A 22,698-nucleotide genomic window follows, 5' to 3' on the forward strand; every position below is an offset into this window, starting at 1 on the left:
CATGCCCCGTTTCGATAATGTTTATGAATACCCGGAAAACCTGGATGGCAACGGCCTCACCATCGGCATCGTCATGAGCCGTTTCAACCAGGATGTCTGCGAAGGCCTGCTTTCTGCCGCCGTGGCCGAACTGAAGCGGCTGGGCGTTGCCGATGGCGACATGAGCATTTGCACCGTCCCCGGCGCCCTGGAAATCCCCTTGACACTGCAAACCCTGGCCCAGAGCGGCAAGTACGACGCCCTGATCGCCCTGGGTGCCGTGATCCGCGGCGAGACCTATCACTTCGAAGTCGTGTCCAACGACTCCTGCCGCGCCATCATGGAAGTGCAACTGCACACCGGCGTCCCCATTGCCAACGGCATCCTCACTTGCGAAGATGACGACCAGGCCATCGCCCGCATGCAGCAAAAAGGCAGCGACTGTGCCCAGGCGGCCGTGGAAATGGCCAAGCTGCTCGATACGATCGACGAGCGCGGCACCCGCATTTAAGCCAGGAAACCCCATGACCGAACCAAAGACCTCCACCCCGACCCCGGCTGCCAAGGCTCCCGCCAAATCCCCCCGCCGCCGGGCCCGGGAATTTGCGCTGCAGGGACTCTATCAGTGGCGTGTCGGCGGTGCCGACGAAGCCGCCATCGAAGCCCACCTGCCCGAACTGGAAGGCTACAAGAAGGCCGATGCAAACCTCTGCCTGACCCTCATCCGCGGCGTGCTGCGCCAGCACGAAACCCTCGCAGGCCACCTGGCCGACGCCCTGGACCGCCCCTTCGCGGAGTTGTCCCCCATCGAGGCCAATGTGCTGCTGATGGCCACCTATGAGCTGTCCCATTTCCCGGAAACCCCCTACCGGGTCATCATCAACGAAGCCATCGAACTGACCAAGGTCTTCGGCGGCACCGACGGCCATCGTTATGTGAACGGCGTGCTCGACAAGATGGCCGCCAAGTTGCGCCGCGCCGAGGTGGAAGCCCGGCGCAAGCAATCCTGATTCCTCCCCGCCCATGGCCCTGGGTGAATTCGACCTGATCGCCCGCTACTTTGCCCGGGCCACCCCGCAGGCCGTACTCGGCCCCGGCGACGACTGCGCCCTGGTGCAGCCCGCTGCGGGCATGGATCTGGCCCTCACCACCGACCTGCTGGTGGAGGGCACCCACTTTCTGCCCGGCACCGATCCCCACGACCTGGGCTGGAAGACCCTCGCGGTGAATCTCTCCGACCTGGCCGCCATGGGCGCCCGGCCGCGCTGGGCGCTGCTGGCCCTCTGCCTGCCCGCCGCCGAGGAAGCCTGGCTGGCCGCCTTTGCCGGAGGGTTTCATGCCTGCGCCCGCGAATTCGGCGTGGACCTGATCGGTGGCGACACCACCCGGGGGCCCCTCAACCTCTGTGTCACCGCCATCGGCGAAGTCCCCGCCGGGCAAGCCCTGCGCCGTAGCGGCGCCAAGGCCGGGGACGACATCTGGATCTCCGGCCAACCCGGCCTGGCCGCGCTGGGCCTCACGCATCTGCAAGGCGGCCTGGAACTGCCGCCCCGCTGGCAGGCCCGGTGCATCGAACGCCTCCAGGCCCCCCGGCCCCGGGTCCGGCTGGGCCAGGCCCTGCGCCCCCTGGCCCACGCCGCCATCGACATCTCCGACGGCCTGCTCGCCGACCTGGGCCACATCGCCCGGGCCTCGAAGCTGCAAGCTCAGGTCATCCTCGATCAGCTGCCCCTCCTGCCCGAAGGCGTGGACCGGGTTGCCGCCATGGATGCCCTGCTTTCCGGCGGTGATGACTACGAACTCTGCTTTACCGCCCCCTCCCGCCAGCGCCTGGCCCTGGGCTGCATCGCCGCCGACCTGGACCTTCCCCTGTGGCGCATCGGCAGGATGGTAGCGGCCAAGCCGCTGGGCGATGTCCTGCTCATGGACGCAGACGGCCGGGTGATTCCCCACGAAAGACAAGGTTATGAGCACTTCGTCAATTGAGCTTCGGCGCAAATGCTTCACGCCGCGCTGCTACCAGGCCGGAATCCACGCTTTTAGCCCGGTTGCAAGCGGCCGGACTGCTGTCTTGATCCATCGCCGGGCAAGGCTGCCAGACCCGGAAGTCAATTCAACCGCCGTCCCCTCCTGCCCCCCGGAATAGCATCGTGACCCCCGCCTTCGTCATCCCCGATCTCGACACCGGCCTCAGCCTGATCGCCCAGTTTCCCTTGGCCAATCCATCCGTCGCCCTGGAACAGATCAATCAGATGCTCGATGCCATGAAGGCGCAACCGCCCAGCTCCGATGTCTATCTGGCGATTCTCGAACAGATCCGGGCTCCCCTTAGCCTCGTGGCCGAGGAAATCGCCCGCAGCTACCATGACAAACCCCTGCCGCTGGAGGAGCTGGAAGAAAGCCGTTTCATGAGGGTGGTGGAGACCTGGCGCAAGATCGGACGGGCCTACAACCAGTGTGCCCAGGGGATACATGCGGACCCCGGGGATCCCGACTATGCCACCTACCTGGCCGGCATCCTGCACCGCAACATCCACTACACCGGCGCCATCATCCACGAACATTACCGGGCCCGCCAGGAACTGCCCCGGGGCATCTGGCTGGACCTGCACGGCTACTATGAAACCGCCGAGGAACTGGGCGTGGCCACGGAGCCGGTGGTGGACCCGCTGGAAAGGGAGCAGCACACGACCCACTGTGCTGCCGCCTATGTCACCCTGCTGCTGATTGAAATCGCCAGTCCCTACAGCCACAGTGTCCGGGACCAGAACCTGATCCGGCGCTGGGCCAGCCTCTGGGCCCCCCTGGTGGCGGTGCTGCCCGTGGACTCGGATCTGGAAGTTCCCCCCTTCGTGGTGGACCTGATGCAGGACAAGGCTCTGCACCCGGCGAGCAACGGCATGGTGGCAGATTCCGCCCGGCGCCTGGACACTTCCCGCCTGGCCATCCAGATCGCCCAGATCCAGGCTCAGCTCAAGCAACGGGTGCTGCCTTCCCAGCTCGGCCTGGGCGAGGAAACCAACAATCACGCCCGCAAGCTGCTGGAGCGGCTCTCCGGTCCCTGGACCCAGACTTCGATTCCCCGCCGCTTCCGGCGCTATGCCACCAGTGGCCGGGTCAAGGTATGCTGCGGTTTCGAGGCCATGCATCTGGCCATTTCCGGTACCGTTTTCAGCCAGCCGGAAGCCGCCCGGACCTATTCCCGCATGGATTTCGAGGACATGGCCACCTTCCGCTTCATGGTGGAGCCGGAGCAGACGCTGCACATCCGCCAGTCCAATCTGGATTTTCCCGTGGATCAGTGGGAAGTCATCAACCATTCAGCCAACGGCTTCCGCCTGGGCCGCTCCATGGCCGGCCAGAAGATGGCCCACGGCCAGTTGCTGGCCCTCTTCCCCCATGATGGCGAACGCTATCTGCTCGGCGAAGCCAGCTGGCTGATGCAGGAGAACAGTGAAGGCAGCCTGATCCTGGGCGTCTCGGTGCTGCCGGGCATACCCAAGGCCGTTGCCGTGCGCCCCAACGACTCAGCCAAGGGCAACGCCGAGCCCTATGTGCGCGCCTTCATGCTGCCCGACGTCAAGGCCATCAACGCCCCTCCCGCCCTGATCCTGTCCTCCGGGCTGTACCGGCCCGAGCGCAGCATGTCCCTGTCCTGCGACGGCGCAATCCACAAGGTGACCCTCAAGAGCCTCCTGCACCGGGGTATGGATTTCGACCGGGTCAGTTTCACGATCGATGCCTGAACCCGGGGGCTCAGGCCCTCACGCTCTCACGCCCTCAGGCGCTGAACCTGTTCGCCATGGTGTTCGCCATGACGCAGGCGACTGGCCGGGAAGCGGGCGGCAAAACGGCTGCCTTTGCCCGGCTGGCTCTCGACTTCCAGCACTGCCTGGTGATGGCTGAGGACATGCTTGACGATGGCCAGTCCCAGTCCTGTCCCGCCAGTTTCTCGCGAACGACCGCGATCCACCCGGTAAAAACGCTCGGTCAGGCGGGGAATATGTTCGGCTGCGATCCCTGGCCCGGTGTCGGTGACCGAAAACACGCCAGCCGATGGGGTCCCCTGCCAGCAAATCCGGATTTCGCCGCCGGTCTGGGTGTAGCGGATGGCATTGGTCACCAGATTGCTGAAGGCGCTGCGCAATTCCTGAGGATTGCCCTGGAGCTGAAGATAGCCTTCGACATTCAGGGTGATGCGGTGCCGTCCGGCTGACAGCACCTCGGCATCCCGCTGTAAAGTGTGGAACAGGGGTTCCAGGTCCACCACTTCCTCCCTTTGGGCGACCGCCGTGGATTCCAGAACGGAGAGGGTGAGCAGGTCCTCGATCAGGCGCTGCATGCGGTGGGTCTGTTCGGCAATCAAACCGATGTAATGCTGGACCTGGGCCGGGTCTGGCTTCAGTTCCGGGTCGGAGAGCATTTCGGCGAAACCCGCCACCACGGTCAGGGGCGTCTTCAATTCGTGGGAAACATTGGCGACGAAATCCCGACGCATGACATCCAGACGTTCCTGATCGCTCACGTCACGGGACAAAAGCAGGTTTTCTCCCACCGCATAGCTGACCACCTGGACCAGCAGGGTCTGGCCCGCACAGCGCGGATTGGCAAATACGAGGGGGGCCTCAAAATCGCCCCGTTCGACATAACTGACGAAATCGGGCTGGCGGATCAGGTTGGTGAGCGCCTGGCCCCGGTCGTGGGCTTGATCCAGCTGGAAATGTGCGGCTGCGTTGGTGTTGATCCACTCGATCTGGCGATGCTGGTTGAAGATGATGATGCCGTCGGGAAAAGCCTGGACTGCCCGGCGGAAACGCTCCAGGGCATCGGACAGCAGATATTGCTGCGCCGTACGGCGCCGGGAGTGGCGATGCAGGCTGGCGAAAACATGATTCCACAGCCCACGCCCATGCGGCACCGGCTGGTCTGGCGGCCCCTCCAGCCAGCGCTGCAGGCGCAACAGATTGATGAAATGAAAGACGCCGATCAACAGCAGCCCCCCGGCCAGGGCGGCCAGAGCCCAGATCCCTCCCGCCATGATCCAGATGGGCAGCACCACCAACAGGCCCAGCGCGGCCAGGGAAAACAGTGCGTTGAACCAGAGCGAGATCAAGCGAATCCCATATCAGTCCGGATGCACGGAAAAGCGATAGCCGCTGCCCCGCACCGTCTGGACCAGCCGGTCATGGCCCGTGATTTCGAGCGCGCAGCGCAGACGGCGGATGTGCACATCCACGGTGCGTTCTTCCACGAATACATGATCGCCCCAGACCTGATCCAGCAACTGGGTGCGGCTGTGGACCCGCTCCGGGTGCGTCATGAAAAAATGCAGCAGGCGGAATTCGGTGGGCCCCAGGACGATGGACTTGCCGTTGCCGCTGACCCGGTGGGTGACCGGATCCAGGGACAGCCCTTCGACTTCCACGGCGTCTTCCGTCATCTGGGGCGCCCGGCGGCGCAGGACGGCCTTGATCCGGGCCATCAATTCGCGAGGAGAAAAAGGCTTGGTGATGTAGTCATCGGCCCCGGCTTCCAGGCCAGCTACCTTGTCGACCTCTTCAGAGCGGGCGGTGAGCATGATGATGGGCACCTCCCGGGTCCGCTCGTCGGCACGAAACCGCCTGGCCAGCTGGATGCCGGAGATACCCGGCAGCATCCAGTCCAGCAGGATCACATCGGGAACGGAATCCCGTACCTGCTGCAAGGCCTGCTCTCCGTCATCGGCCCGTAGCACCGAATGCCCGGCAAGCTGCAGGTTGGCGGCAATCAGTTCCTGAATCGCCGGTTCGTCTTCAACGACGAGAATGCTGGCAGGCATCGCGCTATGACTTCCCGATTTATTTGGTTACCCGATGCAGTTTATGAAGACAAGGTTACTGCATGATGACAGCCCGCAAGACGCGGGACAACTAGGTTAAACTATTCCCCCTTGAAGAGGAGCCCCCATGGCCGGTCTCGACAATTCCACCCCGATCCCCGAAGAAATCCGGCTGCACCAGCAGTCCCGTATCCTGGAAATTGCGTATCCGGGGGGAGAACGCCATCACCTGAGTTGCGAATTCCTGCGTGTTTTCACCCCATCCGCCGAAGCACGAGGCCATGGTCCCGGTCAGGAAAAGCTGCAGGCCGGCAAAAAGGACGTGGAGATCCTGCGCATCGAGCCGGTCGGCAATTACGCCCTGCGCTTCATCTTTTCCGACGGGCACGATTCCGGCCTCTACTCCTGGGACCTGCTCTACAACCTGGGCCGGCACCGCGATCAACTCTGGCAGGAATACCTGCATCAGCTCGAAAAACAGGGCCTCTCCCGGGAGCAAGCCGGGGATGGCCCCAATCCCTCCACCCCCTGTGGAAAGCCTTGATGTCATGAGCGATCACACCACCCATTTTGGTTTTCAGAAAGTCGATGAAAGCGCAAAGGCCCGCAAGGTCGCGCAGGTCTTCGATTCCGTTGCCCGCCGTTATGATCTGATGAACGACCTGATGTCCGGCGGCCTGCACCGCCTGTGGAAGGCTTTCACGATTGCCCAGAGCGGCGTGCGGGAAGGTTCCCGAGTGCTGGATATTGCCGGCGGCACCGGCGATCTGGCCTTGGCCTTTGCCAGAAAGGTGGGTAAGCGCGGACTGGTGGTGCACACCGACATCAACAACGCCATGCTGGCCCGGGGCCGCGACCGGCTGCTCGACAAAGGCTTCCCCACGCCGGCCACCCAATGCGATGCGGAATTCCTTCCTTTCCCCGCGGATTCCTTCGACTGCGTCACCGTTGCCTTCGGTCTGCGCAACATGACCCACAAGGACAAGGCCCTGGCCGAGATGCACCGTGTGCTCAAGCCCGGGGGCCGGCTGCTGGTGCTGGAATTCTCCCGGGTCTGGAAACCCCTGAGCCCCCTTTACGACTTCTATTCCTTCCAGGTCATTCCCCGGGTCGGCCAGGTGGTCGCCCAGGATGCCGCCAGCTATCAATATCTTGCCGAGTCCATCCGCATGCACCCGGATCAGGAAACCCTGAAGGGCATCATGGCAGCGGTGGGGCTGGAGAAGGTCGAGTATTTCAACTTGTGCCTGGGGATCGTTGCCCTGCACCGGGGCTACAAGTTCTGATGAACCCCGGTCTCCTGGTATTACCCATGGTGTTGTCATGATGCTGCCCATGATCTCCAGTTCCCTCATCAGCCGGGCCCTCAATCATCTGCTCCAGGGGGCCGGATGGGCCCGCCTGCGTTTGCGCCCCTTCGCAGGTCAAACCCTGTGCATCCAGCCGGGTCCGCTGACTTTTTATTTCGGCATCGGCACCGAAGGGAATTTCCATGCCGTGGAGGCGGCAACCACCCCGGAGGTCAGCATCAGCCTGGATGCCTCTCCCCTGCAGTTGCTCCTGGGTCCTGAAATGCTCATGCAGCAGGCGCGTATCAGCGGCAATGCCGAATTCGCCGAGACCCTGAGCTTCGTTTTCCGCAACCTGGAATGGGATGTAGAGGCGGACCTGGCGCCCTGGCTCGGTGATGTCCCCGCCCATCGCCTGGTGCTGGCGGGCCAGACCCTCAAGACGCATCTGCAACAGAGCGCCAGCCGATTTTCCGCCAATGTCACCGAGTACCTGCTGCATGAATCCCACCTGCTGACGCCGGCCCCGGCATTGCAACAATTCAGCACGGATCTGCTCAACCTCCGGGATGATCTGGCCCGCCTGGAAAAGCGGCTACAGATGCTCGAGCGCCGCTAGGCACGTCTGCCGCCGCCACCCGCGCCGCCACCCGCGTCACCGTCCTGCACCCCACCGTCCTGCACCCCCATGAAAATGGCAGCCCGGAGGCTGCCATTTTGTCTTGCTGCTCGCCAGATGCTTAGCTTGCCAGATGCTTAGTGGATGGCGTTCTTCATCTTCTGGATGGCCTGGAGCTGAGCGATGGCCTGGGCCAGCTCGGCTTCGGCAGAAGCAAAGTCCATTTCGCCCTTGCGGTTGGCCAATGCTTCTTCGGCGCGCCTCTTGGCTTCCAGCGACTTGGCTTCATCCAGGTCAGCGGCACGGATGGCGGTATCCGCCAGCACGGTAATCATGTGCGGCTGGACTTCCAGCATGCCGCCCGAGACATACACCATCTCGAAGCGATCCTCGTCAGGCACCTTCAGGCGAACGGTACCGGGCTTGATCCGGGTCAACAGCGGCGTGTGCCGCGGCATGATGCCCAGTTCGCCGGCTTCGCCGGGGAATACTGCGAACTCGACGCGACCGGAGAAAATTTCTTCATCGGCACTCACCACGTCCACATGTACAGTCATTGCCATAGCAGGCTCCCTTCCTCAACGGGCTGCATCATTGCAGCGTCTTGGCCTTTTCGACGGCTTCTTCAATGGTGCCGACCATGTAGAACGCCTGTTCGGGCAGATGGTCGTAGTCGCCGTTGACGATGCCCTTGAAGCCCTTGATGGTTTCCGCAAGCGGCACATACTTGCCCGGGGAACCGGTGAACACTTCGGCCACATGGAAAGGCTGGGACAAGAAGCGCTGAATCTTGCGGGCACGGGCCACGGCCAGCTTGTCCTCGGGAGACAGTTCGTCCATGCCCAGAATGGCGATGATGTCGCGCAATTCCTTGTAACGCTGCAGGGTCATCTGCACGGCACGGGCCACGGAGTAGTGCTCCTCGCCCACCACCTGGGGGTCCAGCTGACGGGAGGTGGAGTCCAGGGGGTCCACGGCGGGGTAGATGCCCAGGGAGGCGATGTCCCGGGACAGCACGACGGTGGAGTCGAGGTGCAGGAAGGTGGTTGCAGGAGACGGGTCGGTCAAGTCATCCGCGGGCACATACACAGCCTGGATGGAGGTGATGGAACCCACCTTGGTGGAGGTGATCCGTTCTTGCAGGCGGCCCATTTCTTCAGCCAGGGTAGGCTGGTAGCCCACGGCGGAAGGCATGCGGCCGAGCAGGGCGGAGACTTCGGTACCGGCCAGGGTGTAGCGGTAGATGTTATCCACGAAGAACAGGATGTCGCGGCCTTCATCACGGAAACGCTCGGCCATGGTGAGGCCGGTCAGGGCCACGCGCAGACGGTTGCCGGGGGGTTCGTTCATCTGACCAAACACCATGCCCACCTTGTCGAGCACGTTGGATTCCTTCATTTCATGATAGAAATCGTTCCCTTCACGGGTCCGCTCACCCACGCCGGCAAACACGGACAGACCGCTGTGTGCCTTGGCGATGTTGTTGATGAGCTCCATCATGTTCACCGTCTTGCCCACGCCGGCGCCGCCGAACAGGCCGACCTTGCCGCCCTTGGCGAATGGACAAACCAGGTCGATCACCTTGATGCCGGTTTCGAGCAGATCCACGGAGGGAGACAGCTCGTCGAACTTGGGCGCAGGCTGGTGAATGGAACGGCGCTCGTCGGTGGCGATCGGACCGGCTTCGTCGATGGGACGGCCCAGCACGTCCATGATGCGGCCCAGGGTTGCGTTGCCGACCGGAACGGAGATCGGTGCCCCTGTGTTGTTCACCTTCATGCCGCGGCGCAGGCCGTCGGAAGAACCCATGGCAATGGTACGCACCACGCCATCGCCCAGCTGCTGCTGTACTTCGAACGTCAGGCCCTTTTCGGCCATGTCGTGTTCGCTGCCGGCATCAACCACCAGGGCGTCATACACTTTGGGCATGGCATCGCGGGGGAACTGGATATCCACCACGGCGCCGATGCACTGAATGATCGAACCTTGACTCATTTTAAATCCCCAATATCAATTAGCTTAAACCGCTGCCGCGCCGCTGACGATCTCGGACAATTCCTTGGTGATCGCTGCCTGGCGGGCCTTGTTGTACACCAGCTTCAGTTCGCCGATCACGTTCTTGGCATTGTCGGAGGCCGACTTCATCGCCACCATCCGGGCGGACTGCTCGGAGGCCATGTTTTCAGCAACTGCCTGATAAATCATCGCTTCCACGTAGCGCACCAGCAGTTCGTCGATGACGGACCGGGCGTCCGGCTCATAGACGTAGTCCCACTTGGTGGTGGTGGAACCCACGGCTTCACCGGACAAGGGCAGCAGCTGCACGATCATGGGTTCTTGCTTCATGGTGTTGATGAAGCGGGTGAAAGCGATGTGCACGGCATCGATCTCGCCTGAAAGATAGGCATCCAGCAGAACCTTGACGGGTCCGATCAGCTTTTCCAGGTGCGGGGTATCGCCCAGGCTCGCGGCGTGGGAGACGACATTGGCGCCGGAACGCATCATGAAGCCGAAGCCCTTGTTGCCGATGCAGGTGGCGCGCAACTTGACGCCGGCTGCATCCCATTCCTTCATCCTGGTCAGGACCTGACGCAGCACGTTGCTGTTCAGACCGCCGCACAAGCCCTTGTCGGAAGTGATCACGATGATGCCGACATTCCTGACGTCACGGTGGATCAGGAAGGGGTGTTTGTATTCAGTAAGCGCATGGGACAGGTTGCCCGCCACACGCCGGATCTTCTCGCCATAGGGGCGGGCAGCACGCATCCGGTCCTGCGCCTTGCGCATTTTGGATGCGGCCACCATTTCCATGGCCTTGGTGATCTTGCGCGTATTTTCTACGCTCTTGATCTTGTTACGAATTTCCTTGCCGCTCGGCATGGCGCTCTCCCCGTTGGATTAGACCCAGGTGCCCTTGAAGGTGGTAATGGCGGCCGCCAGTTGCTGCTCGGATTCGCCGTCCAGATCCTTGGTCGTTTCCATCTTGTCCATCACGCCGGCCGCATTCTGCTTCAGGTAGGCCAGCAAGGCCTTCTCGAATTCGAGCGCACGCTTGACTTCCACGTCGTCGTAGAAGCCCTTGTCGGCCGCATACAGGGTCACGGCCATCTCGGAGACGCTCATGGGAGAATACTGGGCCTGCTTCATCAGCTCGGTCACCATGCGGCCACGCTCCAGCTGCTTGCGGGTGGCCTCGTCCAGGTCGGAGGCGAACTGGGCGAAGGCAGCCAGTTCCCGGTACTGGGCCAGGGCCAGACGCACACCGCCGCCCAGCTTCTTGATGATCTTGGTCTGCGCCGCGCCACCGACGCGGGAAACGGAGATACCGGCGTTGATGGCAGGCCGGATACCCGCATTGAACAGGTCGGTTTCCAGGAAGATCTGGCCGTCGGTGATGGAGATGACGTTGGTCGGCACGAAGGCGGAAACGTCGCCGGCCTGGGTTTCGATCACGGGCAGGGCGGTCAGGGAACCGCTCTTGCCCTTGACGGCACCATTCGTCAGTTTTTCAACCCATTCTTCGGAAACGCGGGCAGCGCGTTCCAGCAGGCGGGAGTGCAGGTAGAACACGTCGCCAGGGTAGGCTTCCCGGCCGGGCGGCCGGCGCAGCAGCAGGGACACCTGACGGTAGGCCCAGGCCTGCTTGGTCAGATCGTCATAAACGATCAGCGCGTCTTCGCCGATGTCGCGGAAGTACTCGCCCATGGTGCAACCGGAGTAGGGAGCGATGTACTGCAGCGCCGCGGATTCGGAAGCGGTGGCAGCCACGACGATGGTGTATTCCATGGCGCCGTGCTCTTCGAGCTTGCGCACCACGTTGGCGACGGTGGAAGCCTTCTGGCCGATAGCCACATAGATGCACTTAACGCCGGAGCCCTTCTGGTTGATGATGGCATCGACCGCCACGGCGGTCTTGCCGGTCTGACGGTCACCAATGATCAGCTCGCGCTGGCCGCGCCCCACGGGCACCATGGCGTCGATGGATTTCAGGCCGGTCTGAACGGGCTGGGACACCGACTTGCGCCAGATCACGCCTGGTGCAACCTTCTCGATCTTTTCGGTCAGCTTGCTGTTCAGGGGGCCCTTGCCGTCGATGGGGTGGCCCAGGGAATTCACCACGCGGCCCAAGAGTTCGGGACCCACGGGAACTTCCAGGATGCGGCCGGTACACTTGACGGTGTCGCCTTCGGAAATCTGCTCGTATTCACCCAGAATCACAGCGCCGACAGAATCGCGCTCCAGGTTCAGGGCCATGCCGAAGGTGTTGCCGGGAAATTCCAGCATTTCACCTTGCATGACGTCCTGCAGACCATGAACGCGGCAGATGCCGTCGCTCACGGACACAACGGTACCCTGCGTGCGGGTTTCAGCGCCCACGTTCAGGTTTTGAATCTTGCTTTTGATCAGCTCGCTGATCTCGGACGGATTCAACTGCATATAAATCTCCTAGTTCTTGAGCGCCGTGGCCATGGCTTCGAGCTTGCCGCGCACGGAAGCATCCAGCACCTGGTCACCCACCGCCACCCGTACGCCACCGATAAGACCGGCATCGACCACGACGGTCGGCACGAGCCTGGTTTTGAAATGTGCTTCCAGTTGAGGCATCAGGGCCGAAAGATCGGCGTCAGCCAGAGGGAAAGCGGTTTGCACCACGGCCTCCTTGACGCCTGCATCGGCGGCCTTCTGCGCTTCGAACAGGGCGGCAATTTCCGGCAGCAGTGTCAGGCGCTCATTGTCCGCGAGGACGCGAATGAAATTGCCGAGCACGGCATCATTGTCTTCAGCCAGCGAAATGAACAGCTGGGCGACCTGCTCGGCAGACAGTTTGGGATTGCCGATCACCTCGGCCATCTCCGGGTCCCGGGCGATCATGGCCAGGCGCTGGAGGCGCCCGGACCAGGCATCCAGTGTCCCCGTTTCCTTGGCCGTGCGGAACACGGCTTCGGCATAGGGGCGGGCGACGGTGACATTTTCAGCCATAAGCGTCACAGATCCTGTTTGATTGCAGACAGCAATTCGGCATGGGCCCTGGCATCGATCTCACGGCGCAGGATTTTTTCGGCGCCTGCCACAGCGAGGCTTGCCACGGATTCCCGCAGTTGTTCCCTGGCGCGCACGATTTCCTGTTCTGCAGCGGCCTTGCCGACGGTCACGATGCGGTCGGCTTCGATCTTCGCCTGGCTCTTGGCCTCTTCGATGATCTGGGCGGCACGCTTTTCGGCTTGGGCCAGGAGTTCGGCAGACTTTTCCTTGCCGGCGCGCAGGGCTTCTGCGGATCGCCTGGTAGCCAGTTCGAGATCGTGTTTACCGCGTTCAGCGGCAGCCAGACCGTCCGCGACCTTTTTCGCGCGCTCGTCGAGTGCCTTCACGATGGGCGGCCATACGAATTTCATCGTAAACCACGCCAGAATGAAGAACACAACGAGCTGGGCGAACAGCGTTGCGTTCAGATTCACGGTTTCAGTCCCCCTTTAAAGAGTTGATGGGGAGCCGATTAAAGCTTGAAGGGGTTGGCGAAGGCGAACATCATCGCGATACCCACGCCGATCAGGAAGGCGGCGTCGATCAGACCGGCGAGCAGGAACATCTTGGTCTGCAGTTCATTCATCAGCTCAGGCTGACGGGCGGAGGCCTCGATGTACTTGCCACCCATCAGGCCGATGCCGATACAAGCACCGATTGCACCCAGACCGATGATCAGACCGGCAGCCAGCGCGACAAAACCCAAAACTTGTTCCATGACAACTCCTTGCTAAGTTAAAAAGTAAAACAAAGTTAAAAAAACGTGAAACTACAAAATCTCAGTGCGATTCGTGGGCCTGACCGATATACACCAGGGTCAGCATCATGAAGATGAAGGCTTGCAGCACCACGATCAGGAGGTGGAAGATGGCCCAGGCGGTACCCGCAACCACATGGCCTGCCCACAGCAGGGGGCCGGTCAGGCCGGCACTGCTCCAGGCGGCACCCATCAGGGCGATCAGCATGAAGACCAGTTCGCCGGCATACATGTTGCCGAACAACCGCATGCCATGGGAAATGGTCTTGGCCAGGAATTCGATGATCTGCATGGCAAAGTTGATCGGATACAGCAGCGGATGACTCCCGAAGGGAGCGGTGAACAGTTCATGCACCCAGCCGCCCACGCCCTTGATCCTGATGTTGTAGTAAAAGCAGATCAGCAACACGCCGATGGCCATGCCCAGGGTGCTGTTCAGGTCGGCGGTGGGAACCACGCGCAAAAAGGCGTGATGGTTGCCCGTCACGGTCTGCCAGAGCAGGGGCAGCAGATCCACCGGCAGGAAGTCCAGGGCGTTCATCAGGAAGATCCAGATGAAGACCGTCAGGGCCAGCGGCGCCACGAATTTGCGCGATTCTTCGTGATGAATGATGCCCTTGGCCTGGTTGGCAACCATCTCCATGACGATTTCAACGGCCGCCTGCATGCGCCCGGGAACACCGGAAGTAACGCGGGATGCCACGCGCCACATCGCGAACAGACCCAGAACCCCCATCAGCACCGAGAAGGTGAGGGTATCCAGGTTGATGATGCTGAAATCGATGATCGAAGTCTGGGGATGACCACTGGAATTGAGGTGGGTCAGGTGGTGGGAGATGTACTCGCTCGCGGTTGGACCGTGTGCTGCAGCTGTTTCAGTAGCCATGTCAGGATTTCTTCCAAAAAGCAAAAAAACTTACTTGCAATACAACCGCCATTCCGATCAGCAGGCTGGGCCAGTGCATGTCCGGATAGATTTTCATGGCGATTGCCAACAATCCTATGGTTGCTGCGACCTTGATGAACTCGCCGATGAAGAAGTGCGCCGGGAGAGATACCCCCGGCCGCTTCGACACCGCTTTCAGACGCAGGGCAAACCAGGCGCTGGGCAGGATGCAGGCAATCCCCGCCAGGCCCGCCGAAATTGCTCCCCGCGTTCCAACGCTCAAACCGGCAATCAACACCATGAGCATGGTGGCACCAAGTTGCAGATAAATTGCTTTGATCATGGCGATTTGCGGATTTTGCCGGCTGCCGCATACAAAACCGAAATAATATAAGACTTGAGGCTGTTTTCGTCAAACGAAATGTCAGCATCTCGTGAGTTTTACGGCATCGTGGCAAAAATCCCCTGGTGGTCAGCGCAACCGCCCGAGCAGGCCTTCGAGCTGATCCAGGTCCGCGAATTCAATGGTGAGCTTGCCGGCTCCCTTCTTGTTGGCACGGATATTGACGGCAGTCCCCAGGACGTCTGAGAGTTCCTCCTCCAGGCGCAGCAGGTCCCGATCCGGCTGCCGTGCCTCCGCCTTGGCGGGCGGATTGAGCTGGCGCTGGACCAGGCGCTCGGTTTCGCGCACCGACAGGCCCTTGAGCACGATCGACTGGGCCAGTTGCACCTGTTCCGCACCGCCCAGCGGCAACAGGGCCCGGGCATGTCCCATGTCCAGCTTGTTTTCCATGAGCAGGGTCTGCACGGGTTCGCACAACTGCAGCAGGCGCAATAAATTGGAGGCCGCCGGGCGGGAACGTCCGACGGCATCGGCGGCCTGCTGATGGGTCAGATTGAATTCGTCCACCAGGCGCTGCAGGCCCATGGCTTCTTCCAGGGGATTGAGATTTTCCCGCTGGATGTTTTCGATCAGGGCCATGGCCAGGGCCTGTTCGTCGGGAATATCCCGCACCAGCACCGGCACTTCGGTCAGGCCGGCCCGCTGGGCGGCCCGCCAGCGGCGCTCCCCGGCGACGATCTCGTAACGCTCGGCCCCCGGGGTTGCGTCGATGGCCCGCACCAGGATCGGCTGCATGATGCCCTGGGCCCGGATCGAGGCGGCCAGTTCGGCCAGGGAGGCCTCGTCCATGTGGGTGCGGGGCTGATACTTGCCCGGCCGCAGCCGGTCAATCGGCAATTCCCGTTGTTCGTCGGCCCGCTTCTCGCTGCTGGCCGACAGCAGGGCATCCAGGCCCCGCCCCAAACCTTTCAACTTCATGCCAATACCTCACGGCCCAGTATTTCCTGGGCCAGCGCCACATAGGCCTGGGCGCCCCTGGAACTCTTGTCGAATGCCAATACCGGCTTGCCATAGGAGGGCGCTTCGGCCAGCCGGACATTACGCGGCACGATGGTGTGGTACACCTTGTTGCCGAAGTGGCGTTCGAGTTCGCTGGAAACCTGCTGGGTCAGCGTGCTCTGGGGGTTGTACATGGTGCGCAGCAGACCTTCGATCTCGAGGCGGGGATTGAGATGCGCCCGGATTTTCTTCAGGGTTTCCACCAGATCGGAGAGCCCTTCCAGGGCGTAATACTCGCACTGCATGGGAATCACGACCGAATCCGCCGCCACCAGGCCATTCACGGTGAGCATGTTGAGGGCAGGGGGGCAATCGATCAGCACGAAGTCGTAGGGGGCATCCTTGAGGGCATCCCGCAACCGGAATTCGCGCCGTTCCAGTTCGATGATTTCCACCTCGGCACCGGCCAGTTCGCGGTTGGCCGGCAGCACTGCAAAACCGAAATCCGTGGGCAAGGCGGCCTCGGCGAGGCTCACCTGGCCGAGCAACACCTGGTACACGGTCGGCAAGGCTTCCTTCTTGGTGATGCCCGCGCCAGTGGTGGCATTGCCTTGGGGGTCCAGGTCGATCAGCAGGACCTGGCGCCCTTCCTGGGCCAGACTGGCGGCCAGATTCACCGCCGTGGTGGTCTTGCCCACGCCGCCTTTCTGGTTGGTAATGGCTAACACTTTCATGGTCAATACCTTTTCATGCCTGCTGCAACTCATTCAGCCTGCAAAATCACGAGATGCCGGGCGGCTTCGAGGCCGGGCACCGCCAGAAAGTGGAGGGCGCTCAGCTTCACGCCGGCGGGCAGGGCGGCCAATTCCTGATCCGGCTGCTGGCCTTTCATGGCCAGCCAGCAGCCCTCAGGAGCCAGCAAGGGCCGGGTGAGGCGGACGAAATCCGCCAGCTCGGCAAAGGCCCGGGACGTGATCATGGCATATCTGCCATTCATTTCCTCCACCCGGGCATGACGGGCCTCCACATTGGCCAGGCCCAGTTCGATGGCCGCCTGACGCTGGAAAGCGGCTTTCTTTTGCACCGCATCCACCAAGGTCACCTGCAGGTCGGGCCGGGCAATGGCCAGGGGGATGCCCGGCAAGCCGGCGCCACTGCCCACATCGAGCAGTTCCGGGCCGGTGACCCAGGGCAGGATGGCCAGGGAATCGAGCAGATGGTGGGACAACATCCGGGCCGGGTCCTTCAGGGCGGTGAGATTGTACGTCCGGTTCCATTTCAACATCAGGTCGCGATAGGCCAGGAGCTTGTCCACCGCCCCTTCGGGCAGGACCAGCCCCATGGCCGCGACATCCCGGTTCAGTCGTTCCCGCTCACTCATGGCTTCACCGGGCGCCCCTGGCGCTTCAACTGGATCAGCAGCAGGGAAATGGCAGCCGGGGTGATGCCCTGGATGCGCCCGGCCTGGCCCAGGGTCCCGGGTTTGTACTGCGCCAGCTTCTGCTGCACCTCCCGGGAGAGGCCGGGCACCTGGCTGAAATCCATGTCTCCGGGCAGAGGAGTTTCCTCATAGGCGGCGGCCCTGGCCACCTCATCCTGCTGCCGGTCGATATAACCTTGATACTTGGCCTGGATGTCCAGTTGCTCGATGATCAGAGGGTCCTGAACGCCTTCCCCGGCCTGAGGCAGGGTCATCAGATCCGGATAGCTGACTTCGGGACGGCGCAGCAGGTCGAACAGGGTGTACTCCCGCTCGATGGCCTTGCCCAGCACCCGCTTTGCCTCGGCCGCCGGCAGGATCGCCGGATTGACCCAGGTGGTCTTGAGCCGCTCGCTTTCCCGGGCGATGGCTTCGCGCTTGGTGCAAAAGGCCGCCCAGCGTTCATCATCCACCAGCCCCAGTTTCCGGCCCTGTTCGGTGAGACGCAGGTCGGCATTGTCCTCGCGCAATTGCAAGCGGTATTCGGCCCGGCTGGTGAACATCCGGTAGGGCTCGGTCACGCCCCGGGTGATCAGGTCGTCCACCATCACCCCCAGATAGGCCTCGTCCCGGCGTGGGCACCAGGCGTCCTGGCCCTGGACCTGCAGGGCTGCATTGACCCCGGCGAGCAGACCCTGGGCCGCCGCTTCTTCGTAGCCGGTGGTGCCGTTGATCTGGCCGGCGAAGAACAGACCGCCGATGGCTTTCGATTCCAGGGAGGATTTGAGCCCACGGGGATCATAAAAATCGTATTCGATGGCATAGCCGGGACGCAGGATGTGGCAGTTTTCCAGGCCGCGGATGGAGCGCACCACCGCCAGCTGGATGTCGAAGGGCAGGCTGGTGGAAATCCCGTTCGGGTAAATTTCGTGGGTCGTCAGGCCCTCGGGCTCGAGAAAGACGTTGTGGCTGTCCTTGTCGGCGAAGCGATGGATCTTGTCCTCGATGGAGGGACAGTAGCGCGGCCCGACGCCTTCGATCACGCCGGTGTACATGGGCGAGCGGTCCAGACCGCTGCGGATGATGTCATGGGTGCGGCCATTGGTCTGAGTGATCCAGCAGGGCAACTGGGCCGGATGCTGCCCGGGGTGGCCCAGGAAGGAAAACACCGGCAGCGGCGCATCCGAATACTGCGGCGTCAGTTTCGAGTAGTCGATGGTCTTGCCATCCAGCCGGGGCGGGGTGCCGGTCTTGAGGCGGCCCTGGGGCAGCTCGAGTTCCTTCAGCCGCGCCGCCAGGGAAACGCTGGGCGGGTCGCCCATGCGGCCGCCGGTGTAGTTCGACAGCCCTACATGGATCAGGCCGTTCAGGAAAGTCCCGGCGGTGAGCACCACGGCCCGGGCCTCGAAGCGGATGCCAAGCTGGGTCACCGCCCCCACCACCCGGTCGCCCGCGACGATCAGATCGTCGCAAGCCTGGGCGAACAAGGTCAGATTCGGCTGGTTTTCCAGACGCTTACGGATCGCCTGGCGGTACAGCACCCGGTCGGCCTGGGCCCGGGTGGCACGCACCGCCGGGCCCTTGGAGGCGTTGAGGATGCGAAACTGGATGCCGCCCTCGTCGGTGGCCGCCGCCATGGCGCCGCCCAGGGCATCCACCTCCTTCACCAGATGGCCCTTGCCGATGCCACCGATGGAAGGATTGCAGCTCATCGCCCCGAGGGTCTCCAGATTATGGGTCAGGAGCAGGGTCTGCGCGCCGGCCCGGGCCGCGGCCAGCGCAGCCTCGGTCCCGGCGTGGCCGCCGCCGACAACGATGACATCGAATCGGGTAGGAAAAATCATGGGCGGGAAATACCCCCGGTACAGGGCAGGAGACGAAGGCAGAGGGACGGCGATTTTACGTCAGGGCGCTGAAAAAACACAGTTTTTGCAGCGCCCTGACGCATCGGCCCGGTCCGGACCTCCAATCTCCTTGCTGGCCGCTCTTAACTGGCGTAGTTTCGCGGACCATCCGATTCATAAGTATTTTTCATGGACGTCTCCGAAAACACCGCGGCCCTGCTCGCAACCATGCAGGCAGACTTGCACAAGCAGCGGGTCCTGATCATTGACCGCCACCCGCCCGCCCGGGAATCCCTGCGCCTGATGCTCGCCAATCTGGGCATCACCCAGGTGCATGGGGCTGGCTCCTCTGCCGATGTGCTGCGCCAGGTCAGGAACAACCCTTTTGACATCGTGCTCTCCGACTACATCCTCGAAGACGGCCGGGATGGCCAGCAGTTGCTGGAGGAATTGCGCCACAACCACCTGCTGCCCCTCTCTGCGGTGTACATGATCGTTACCAGCGAGCGCAGCTATCACAACGTGGTTTCCCTGGCCGAACTGACCCCGGACGACTACCTGATCAAGCCTTTCACCGCCGACCTGCTGCAGACCCGGCTGACCAAGGCGCTCTACAAGAAGCATGTCCTCAAGCCGATCTACACCCACATGGCCCGGGGCGCCTTCGAGCAGGCCATCCAGGCCTGCGATCTGGTCATCATGGAAAACCCTGCCTATCAGCTGGAAGCCCAGCGTTTCAAGGGCGAACTACTGCAAACCCTGGGGCGACTGGAGGAAGCCCAGGGGCTCTATCAGGGCCTGCTGACCCTGAAGCCCATTCCCTGGGCCAAGATGGGTCTGGCCATGGTGGCCCGCACTCAGAACCGGCTGGAGGAAGCCGAAAAGCTGGCCCAGGAACTGATCGAGGAAAACCCCGATTTTCTTTCGGCCTATGACTTCCTCTCCCTGGTGCGGGAATCTCAAGGCCATCTGGTAGAAGCCCAGGAAGCCCTGCAAGAGGCCGCCCTGCGCGCTCCCCATAACACCCTGCGCCTGCGCCTGGTCGGCGATCTGGCCCTGCAGAACAATGAGCTGGAGGTGGCCGAACGGGCTTTCAGCAAAGTGCTGGAACGACACCGCGGCTCCAGCCTGCGCTCCGTGGATGACTACACCAGCCTCTCCAAGGTGCATCTGGAAAAAGGCAATCTGAACGGCGCCCGGGAAGTCATCAAGAACCTGCGCCGGGACTGGCGGGGTGAAAAACAAGGAGAACTGGCCGCCCTGGTGATGGAAAGCCTCAGCTATCAGAAGGAAGGCGACGAGGCCAAGGCCGGGCAGCTCGTGGAACAGGCGCTCAAGCTGCATCAGGAACTGGCGGCAGAACAGGACTCCACCGTACCCGGCTCCAGGCGCCTGACCGTAGACCTGGCCCAGGCCTGCATGGAAACCGGCAAGGACGAGGCAGCTCACCAGCTCCTGCGCCAGGTCGCCACGGAACACCACGACGATTTCCGGGTCATTTCCCACATCGAGAACGTGTTCGAGAAAACCGGTCAGTCCGACGTGGGCCGGGCCATGCTCGAAGAGGTGGGCGCCGAAATCATCCGTCTCAACAACGAAGGCGTCCTGACGGCCCGGGGTGGCGACCTCAAAGCCGCGGTGGACATGCTGATGAACGCTGCCGACCGGGTTCCCAATGTGCAGTTCCTGGTCAATGCCGCCCGCGCCATCTTCACTCTCATGGACCAGCAGGGCTGGGACGTGGACCTCGCCGCCCGGGCCACGGACTACCTGAAACGAGCCCAGACCAAGGCGCCCCGCAATCCCAAAGTACTTCTGACCCTCGAAATCCACGCCCAGGTAGCCCGCAAATACGGCATTTCCATCCTGGACGTGGAAGCCGGTTCCAATAGTCAGTCACCCTGAAAGCGGGAACGCTGCAAAGAGCGAGACCGCCCTGGATGCCTCGTGCGCCCTGTACGCCCTCACCCTGTATGCCGCCCCTGTGCGCTCCTGTACGCCCCTGTGCACCCTGTACGGGTGGGTCGCGCACGCCGCCACCCTGATACCCAGATACCCAGGAAACCTGGCGCGCGGATGTCCCCGACTGGGACGGCAGGAGCCGCCTACCTCACCTCGGAAAGGCCCTGATCGAGCCGGTAATTGATGTAAATCCTGTCCGCTTCAATTCTGGAAAAAACATCTCCAGTCCTGCTTTCACCGGACATACACACGATGTGGCCTGCTTTTGCTTCGCCTCCAGGAAGAGACAATACCCTGGGCAAGGCGGCCGATTTTCCGCATACCTGGGTGGCGTAATCAAACACCGCGCTTTCCGGTTGCGCTACATGAGTCAGGGTGGTGGAGCCGTATTCAACTGCCTGGGCTGCCGCAATGCAGATGCCCGAACAGGCCAGCAAGAGAGAGTGTCGCATGGTGTGCTCCCAGTAGGATAGAGGGATAGAGCCACCCATTAAATTCCCGCTTCATGATTTTTTCATTAAAAAAATCCGATATTTTCACGACGGCGTGCCCCTCCTCGTGCCCCTCCTCGTGACCCTCCTGAAAGCGGGCCCGACCGGCCCGCCGCGAGAATGGCAGCCGTGTATAGTTTCCCGTTCCTGAAAAATCGCTTGATCCCATGTCCTTGCAAACCATAGACCCGACCCGCTACCAGGACCAACTGGACGAGAAGCTGGCACGGTTCAGACAGACCTTCGCACCCCATGGCCTGCCCGACCCTGAAATTTTTGTTTCGCCGCCCCTGCACTACCGTTTGCGCGCTGAATTTCATATTCTCCATGAAGGCAGGAAAATCCACTACGCCATGTTTGCGCCGGGGGATTCCATCTCCTTGATTCCCATACAAAGTTTTCCGGCCGCGGCAGAACCGATCTGCGCGTTGATGCCGCGCCTGCAAGAAGCCTTGCAAGCCAGCAACACCCTCCGGGATGGTCTGTTCCGGGTGGATTTTCTGGCAACTCTGAGCGGCGAATTACTGCTGACCTTGGTGTATCACACCCATCTGGGCAAACGTTGGGAAGCCGCTGCCCAGGATCTGGCCGCCAGCCTGAAACTGCCGTTGCTGGGCCGCAGCAAGGGCCGCAAAACTGTGTTGCAACGTGACTGGGTGCTGGAAAGTTTCGAGTTGAACGGCCGCCAGCTGCAATACCAGCAGATTGAAGGCAGCTTCACGCAGCCCAATGGCCAGGTAAACCGCAAGATGCTGGGCTGGGCCTGTCAGCAGCTTCAAGGCTTGGGAGGCGATCTGCTGGAACTTTATTGCGGCAACGGCAATTTCACCATCGCTCTGGCACCCTTGTTCAGGCAGGTGCTTGCCACGGAACTGAGCAAAGCATCGGTGCAGGCCGCCGAGTTCAATCTGAAAGCCAACCAGGTGAACAACGTGGCTTTGGCCCGGATTTCCAGCGCGGAATTGAGTCAAGCCCTGAGCGGGAAAAAGAGCTTCAAACCGTTGGCCCACCTCGATTTGAACGGCTATCGATTTTCGACGCTGTGCGTGGATCCGCCCCGCAGTGGTCTGGACACCCAGACCCTGGCGCTGGCCCGGGATTTTGACCACATCCTTTATATTTCCTGCAATCCAGCCAGCCTGGCCGAGAACATGGCGGTTCTGCAGGAGACCCACCGCATCACTGCGGTGGCCGTGTTCGATCAGTTTCCCTATACCCACCATCTGGAGAGCGGCCTGCTACTGACACGGCGCCAGAGATGAAACTCGA

At 62.0% G+C, this 22,698-nt stretch carries 25 protein-coding genes; 9 read left to right on the forward strand and 16 right to left on the reverse strand.

Features of this window, described 5'->3' with window-relative positions:
• The first annotated feature begins 1 nt into the window (after position 1).
• The 4 genes from ribH (at position 2) to WBH99_RS13510 (ending at position 3,725) form a co-directional block, all read left to right on the forward strand.
• On the forward strand, positions 2-490 hold the full coding sequence (ribH, locus tag WBH99_RS13495; protein WP_424220614.1) for a 6,7-dimethyl-8-ribityllumazine synthase: 489 nt from the start codon (positions 2-4) through the stop codon (positions 488-490).
• Positions 491-503: 13 nt separating this feature from the next.
• Complete coding sequence (nusB, locus tag WBH99_RS13500) at positions 504-989, forward strand: transcription antitermination factor NusB (protein WP_424220615.1); 486 nt, start codon at positions 504-506, stop codon at positions 987-989.
• 13 nt (positions 990-1,002) lie between these two features.
• On the forward strand, positions 1,003-1,965 hold the full coding sequence (thiL, locus tag WBH99_RS13505) for a thiamine-phosphate kinase (protein ID WP_424220616.1): 963 nt from the start codon (positions 1,003-1,005) through the stop codon (positions 1,963-1,965).
• 164 nt (positions 1,966-2,129) lie between these two features.
• Positions 2,130-3,725, forward strand: coding sequence for a hypothetical protein (locus tag WBH99_RS13510; RefSeq protein ID WP_424220617.1), 1,596 nt, complete (start codon positions 2,130-2,132; stop codon positions 3,723-3,725).
• Between the two features lie 26 nt (positions 3,726-3,751).
• Here the strand turns inward: WBH99_RS13510 and phoR are convergent, their stop codons facing one another.
• Both phoR and phoB read right to left on the reverse strand, forming a co-directional pair.
• On the reverse strand, positions 3,752-5,092 hold the full coding sequence (gene phoR / locus WBH99_RS13515) for a phosphate regulon sensor histidine kinase PhoR (RefSeq protein ID WP_424220618.1): 1,341 nt from the start codon (positions 5,090-5,092) through the stop codon (positions 3,752-3,754).
• Positions 5,093-5,104: 12 nt separating this feature from the next.
• Positions 5,105-5,797: a phosphate regulon transcriptional regulator PhoB gene (gene phoB / locus WBH99_RS13520; protein ID WP_424220619.1), complete on the reverse strand. Its 693-nt coding sequence runs from the start codon at positions 5,795-5,797 to the stop codon at positions 5,105-5,107.
• A 127-nt stretch (positions 5,798-5,924) separates the two neighbouring features.
• Between phoB and WBH99_RS13525 the strand changes: the two genes are divergently transcribed.
• From WBH99_RS13525 to WBH99_RS13535, 3 genes are read left to right on the forward strand one after another with little or no spacing between them, the layout of a single operon-like run.
• A complete protein-coding gene (locus tag WBH99_RS13525; protein ID WP_424220620.1) occupies positions 5,925-6,341 on the forward strand; it encodes a gamma-butyrobetaine hydroxylase-like domain-containing protein in 417 nt (138 codons plus the stop codon).
• A gap of 4 nt (positions 6,342-6,345) precedes the next feature.
• Positions 6,346-7,083, forward strand: a complete 738-nt coding sequence (gene ubiE / locus WBH99_RS13530; protein ID WP_424220621.1) for a bifunctional demethylmenaquinone methyltransferase/2-methoxy-6-polyprenyl-1,4-benzoquinol methylase UbiE — start codon at positions 6,346-6,348, stop codon at positions 7,081-7,083.
• 37 nt (positions 7,084-7,120) lie between these two features.
• Positions 7,121-7,705, forward strand: a complete 585-nt coding sequence (locus WBH99_RS13535; protein ID WP_424220622.1) for a ubiquinone biosynthesis accessory factor UbiJ — start codon at positions 7,121-7,123, stop codon at positions 7,703-7,705.
• A 137-nt stretch (positions 7,706-7,842) separates the two neighbouring features.
• On the opposite strand, the gene WBH99_RS13540 is transcribed toward WBH99_RS13535, so the two are convergent.
• The 13 genes from WBH99_RS13540 to mnmG all read right to left on the reverse strand — a co-directional run bounded on the left by WBH99_RS13540 (position 7,843) and on the right by mnmG (position 18,976).
• On the reverse strand, positions 7,843-8,268 hold the full coding sequence (locus WBH99_RS13540) for a F0F1 ATP synthase subunit epsilon (RefSeq protein ID WP_424220623.1): 426 nt from the start codon (positions 8,266-8,268) through the stop codon (positions 7,843-7,845).
• 28 nt (positions 8,269-8,296) lie between these two features.
• Positions 8,297-9,700 carry a F0F1 ATP synthase subunit beta gene (atpD, locus tag WBH99_RS13545; protein ID WP_424220624.1) on the reverse strand — a complete coding sequence of 468 codons (1,404 nt, stop codon included), beginning with the start codon at positions 9,698-9,700 and terminating at the stop codon, positions 8,297-8,299.
• Between the two features lie 24 nt (positions 9,701-9,724).
• The gene (gene atpG, locus WBH99_RS13550; protein WP_424220625.1) at positions 9,725-10,585 is read right to left on the reverse strand and encodes a F0F1 ATP synthase subunit gamma; all 861 of its coding nucleotides are present in this window, start codon (positions 10,583-10,585) and stop codon (positions 9,725-9,727) included.
• An 18-nt stretch (positions 10,586-10,603) separates the two neighbouring features.
• Positions 10,604-12,142 carry a F0F1 ATP synthase subunit alpha gene (gene atpA, locus WBH99_RS13555; protein ID WP_424220626.1) on the reverse strand — a complete coding sequence of 513 codons (1,539 nt, stop codon included), beginning with the start codon at positions 12,140-12,142 and terminating at the stop codon, positions 10,604-10,606.
• A 9-nt stretch (positions 12,143-12,151) separates the two neighbouring features.
• Positions 12,152-12,685, reverse strand: coding sequence for a F0F1 ATP synthase subunit delta (locus WBH99_RS13560; RefSeq protein WP_424220627.1), 534 nt, complete (start codon positions 12,683-12,685; stop codon positions 12,152-12,154).
• 5 nt (positions 12,686-12,690) lie between these two features.
• The gene (locus WBH99_RS13565) at positions 12,691-13,161 is read right to left on the reverse strand and encodes a F0F1 ATP synthase subunit B (RefSeq protein WP_424220628.1); all 471 of its coding nucleotides are present in this window, start codon (positions 13,159-13,161) and stop codon (positions 12,691-12,693) included.
• Between the two features lie 38 nt (positions 13,162-13,199).
• Positions 13,200-13,445 carry a F0F1 ATP synthase subunit C gene (gene atpE / locus WBH99_RS13570; RefSeq protein WP_026688191.1) on the reverse strand — a complete coding sequence of 82 codons (246 nt, stop codon included), beginning with the start codon at positions 13,443-13,445 and terminating at the stop codon, positions 13,200-13,202.
• Between the two features lie 61 nt (positions 13,446-13,506).
• Positions 13,507-14,370, reverse strand: a complete 864-nt coding sequence (gene atpB / locus WBH99_RS13575; protein WP_424220629.1) for a F0F1 ATP synthase subunit A — start codon at positions 14,368-14,370, stop codon at positions 13,507-13,509.
• Position 14,371: 1 nt separating this feature from the next.
• On the reverse strand, positions 14,372-14,713 hold the full coding sequence (locus tag WBH99_RS13580) for an ATP synthase subunit I (protein WP_424220630.1): 342 nt from the start codon (positions 14,711-14,713) through the stop codon (positions 14,372-14,374).
• Positions 14,714-14,842: 129 nt separating this feature from the next.
• A complete protein-coding gene (locus WBH99_RS13585) occupies positions 14,843-15,697 on the reverse strand; it encodes a ParB/RepB/Spo0J family partition protein (protein WP_424220677.1) in 855 nt (284 codons plus the stop codon).
• A complete protein-coding gene (locus WBH99_RS13590; protein ID WP_424220631.1) occupies positions 15,688-16,446 on the reverse strand; it encodes a ParA family protein in 759 nt (252 codons plus the stop codon). The genes WBH99_RS13585 and WBH99_RS13590 overlap by 10 nt, the downstream gene beginning before the upstream one ends.
• Before the next feature lie 29 nt (positions 16,447-16,475).
• A complete protein-coding gene (gene rsmG, locus WBH99_RS13595) occupies positions 16,476-17,093 on the reverse strand; it encodes a 16S rRNA (guanine(527)-N(7))-methyltransferase RsmG (protein ID WP_424220632.1) in 618 nt (205 codons plus the stop codon).
• Entirely contained in the window at positions 17,090-18,976 is a 1,887-nt protein-coding gene (mnmG, locus tag WBH99_RS13600; RefSeq protein WP_424220633.1) for a tRNA uridine-5-carboxymethylaminomethyl(34) synthesis enzyme MnmG, read from the reverse strand. The genes rsmG and mnmG overlap by 4 nt, the downstream gene beginning before the upstream one ends.
• Positions 18,977-19,165: 189 nt before the next feature.
• On the opposite strand from mnmG, the gene WBH99_RS13605 reads away from it, so the two are divergent.
• Entirely contained in the window at positions 19,166-20,881 is a 1,716-nt protein-coding gene (locus WBH99_RS13605) for a response regulator (protein ID WP_424220634.1), read from the forward strand.
• Positions 20,882-21,081: 200 nt separating this feature from the next.
• On the opposite strand, the gene WBH99_RS13610 is transcribed toward WBH99_RS13605, so the two are convergent.
• On the reverse strand, positions 21,082-21,390 hold the full coding sequence (locus tag WBH99_RS13610) for a hypothetical protein (RefSeq protein ID WP_424220635.1): 309 nt from the start codon (positions 21,388-21,390) through the stop codon (positions 21,082-21,084).
• 206 nt (positions 21,391-21,596) lie between these two features.
• Between WBH99_RS13610 and trmA the strand changes: the two genes are divergently transcribed.
• The gene (gene trmA / locus WBH99_RS13615; protein ID WP_424220636.1) at positions 21,597-22,691 is read left to right on the forward strand and encodes a tRNA (uridine(54)-C5)-methyltransferase TrmA; all 1,095 of its coding nucleotides are present in this window, start codon (positions 21,597-21,599) and stop codon (positions 22,689-22,691) included.
• The last annotated feature ends 7 nt before the right edge of the window (positions 22,692-22,698 follow it).

Source organism: Azovibrio sp., assembly GCF_049658005.1.
Taxonomy (GTDB): domain Bacteria; phylum Pseudomonadota; class Gammaproteobacteria; order Burkholderiales; family Rhodocyclaceae; genus Azovibrio.

What these genes read in the sequence shown, in the direction of transcription:
- ribH (WP_424220614.1), top strand. Translation starts at nt 2, where the DNA reads ATGCCCCGTTTCGATAATGTTTATGAATACCCGGAAAACCTGGATGGC.
- nusB (WP_424220615.1), top strand. Translation starts at nt 504, where the DNA reads ATGACCGAACCAAAGACCTCCACCCCGACCCCGGCTGCCAAGGCTCCC.
- thiL (WP_424220616.1), top strand. Translation starts at nt 1,003, where the DNA reads ATGGCCCTGGGTGAATTCGACCTGATCGCCCGCTACTTTGCCCGGGCC.
- phoB (WP_424220619.1), bottom strand. Translation starts at nt 5,797, where the DNA reads ATGCCTGCCAGCATTCTCGTCGTTGAAGACGAACCGGCGATTCAGGAA.
- WBH99_RS13525 (WP_424220620.1), top strand. Translation starts at nt 5,925, where the DNA reads ATGGCCGGTCTCGACAATTCCACCCCGATCCCCGAAGAAATCCGGCTG.
- ubiE (WP_424220621.1), top strand. Translation starts at nt 6,346, where the DNA reads ATGAGCGATCACACCACCCATTTTGGTTTTCAGAAAGTCGATGAAAGC.
- WBH99_RS13535 (WP_424220622.1), top strand. Translation starts at nt 7,121, where the DNA reads ATGATGCTGCCCATGATCTCCAGTTCCCTCATCAGCCGGGCCCTCAAT.
- WBH99_RS13540 (WP_424220623.1), bottom strand. Translation starts at nt 8,268, where the DNA reads ATGGCAATGACTGTACATGTGGACGTGGTGAGTGCCGATGAAGAAATT.
- atpD (WP_424220624.1), bottom strand. Translation starts at nt 9,700, where the DNA reads ATGAGTCAAGGTTCGATCATTCAGTGCATCGGCGCCGTGGTGGATATC.
- atpG (WP_424220625.1), bottom strand. Translation starts at nt 10,585, where the DNA reads ATGCCGAGCGGCAAGGAAATTCGTAACAAGATCAAGAGCGTAGAAAAT.
- atpA (WP_424220626.1), bottom strand. Translation starts at nt 12,142, where the DNA reads ATGCAGTTGAATCCGTCCGAGATCAGCGAGCTGATCAAAAGCAAGATT.
- WBH99_RS13560 (WP_424220627.1), bottom strand. Translation starts at nt 12,685, where the DNA reads ATGGCTGAAAATGTCACCGTCGCCCGCCCCTATGCCGAAGCCGTGTTC.
- atpE (WP_026688191.1), bottom strand. Translation starts at nt 13,445, where the DNA reads ATGGAACAAGTTTTGGGTTTTGTCGCGCTGGCTGCCGGTCTGATCATC.
- atpB (WP_424220629.1), bottom strand. Translation starts at nt 14,370, where the DNA reads ATGGCTACTGAAACAGCTGCAGCACACGGTCCAACCGCGAGCGAGTAC.
- WBH99_RS13580 (WP_424220630.1), bottom strand. Translation starts at nt 14,713, where the DNA reads ATGATCAAAGCAATTTATCTGCAACTTGGTGCCACCATGCTCATGGTG.
- WBH99_RS13590 (WP_424220631.1), bottom strand. Translation starts at nt 16,446, where the DNA reads ATGAAAGTGTTAGCCATTACCAACCAGAAAGGCGGCGTGGGCAAGACC.
- rsmG (WP_424220632.1), bottom strand. Translation starts at nt 17,093, where the DNA reads ATGAGTGAGCGGGAACGACTGAACCGGGATGTCGCGGCCATGGGGCTG.
- mnmG (WP_424220633.1), bottom strand. Translation starts at nt 18,976, where the DNA reads ATGATTTTTCCTACCCGATTCGATGTCATCGTTGTCGGCGGCGGCCAC.
- WBH99_RS13605 (WP_424220634.1), top strand. Translation starts at nt 19,166, where the DNA reads ATGGACGTCTCCGAAAACACCGCGGCCCTGCTCGCAACCATGCAGGCA.
- WBH99_RS13610 (WP_424220635.1), bottom strand. Translation starts at nt 21,390, where the DNA reads ATGCGACACTCTCTCTTGCTGGCCTGTTCGGGCATCTGCATTGCGGCA.
- trmA (WP_424220636.1), top strand. Translation starts at nt 21,597, where the DNA reads ATGTCCTTGCAAACCATAGACCCGACCCGCTACCAGGACCAACTGGAC.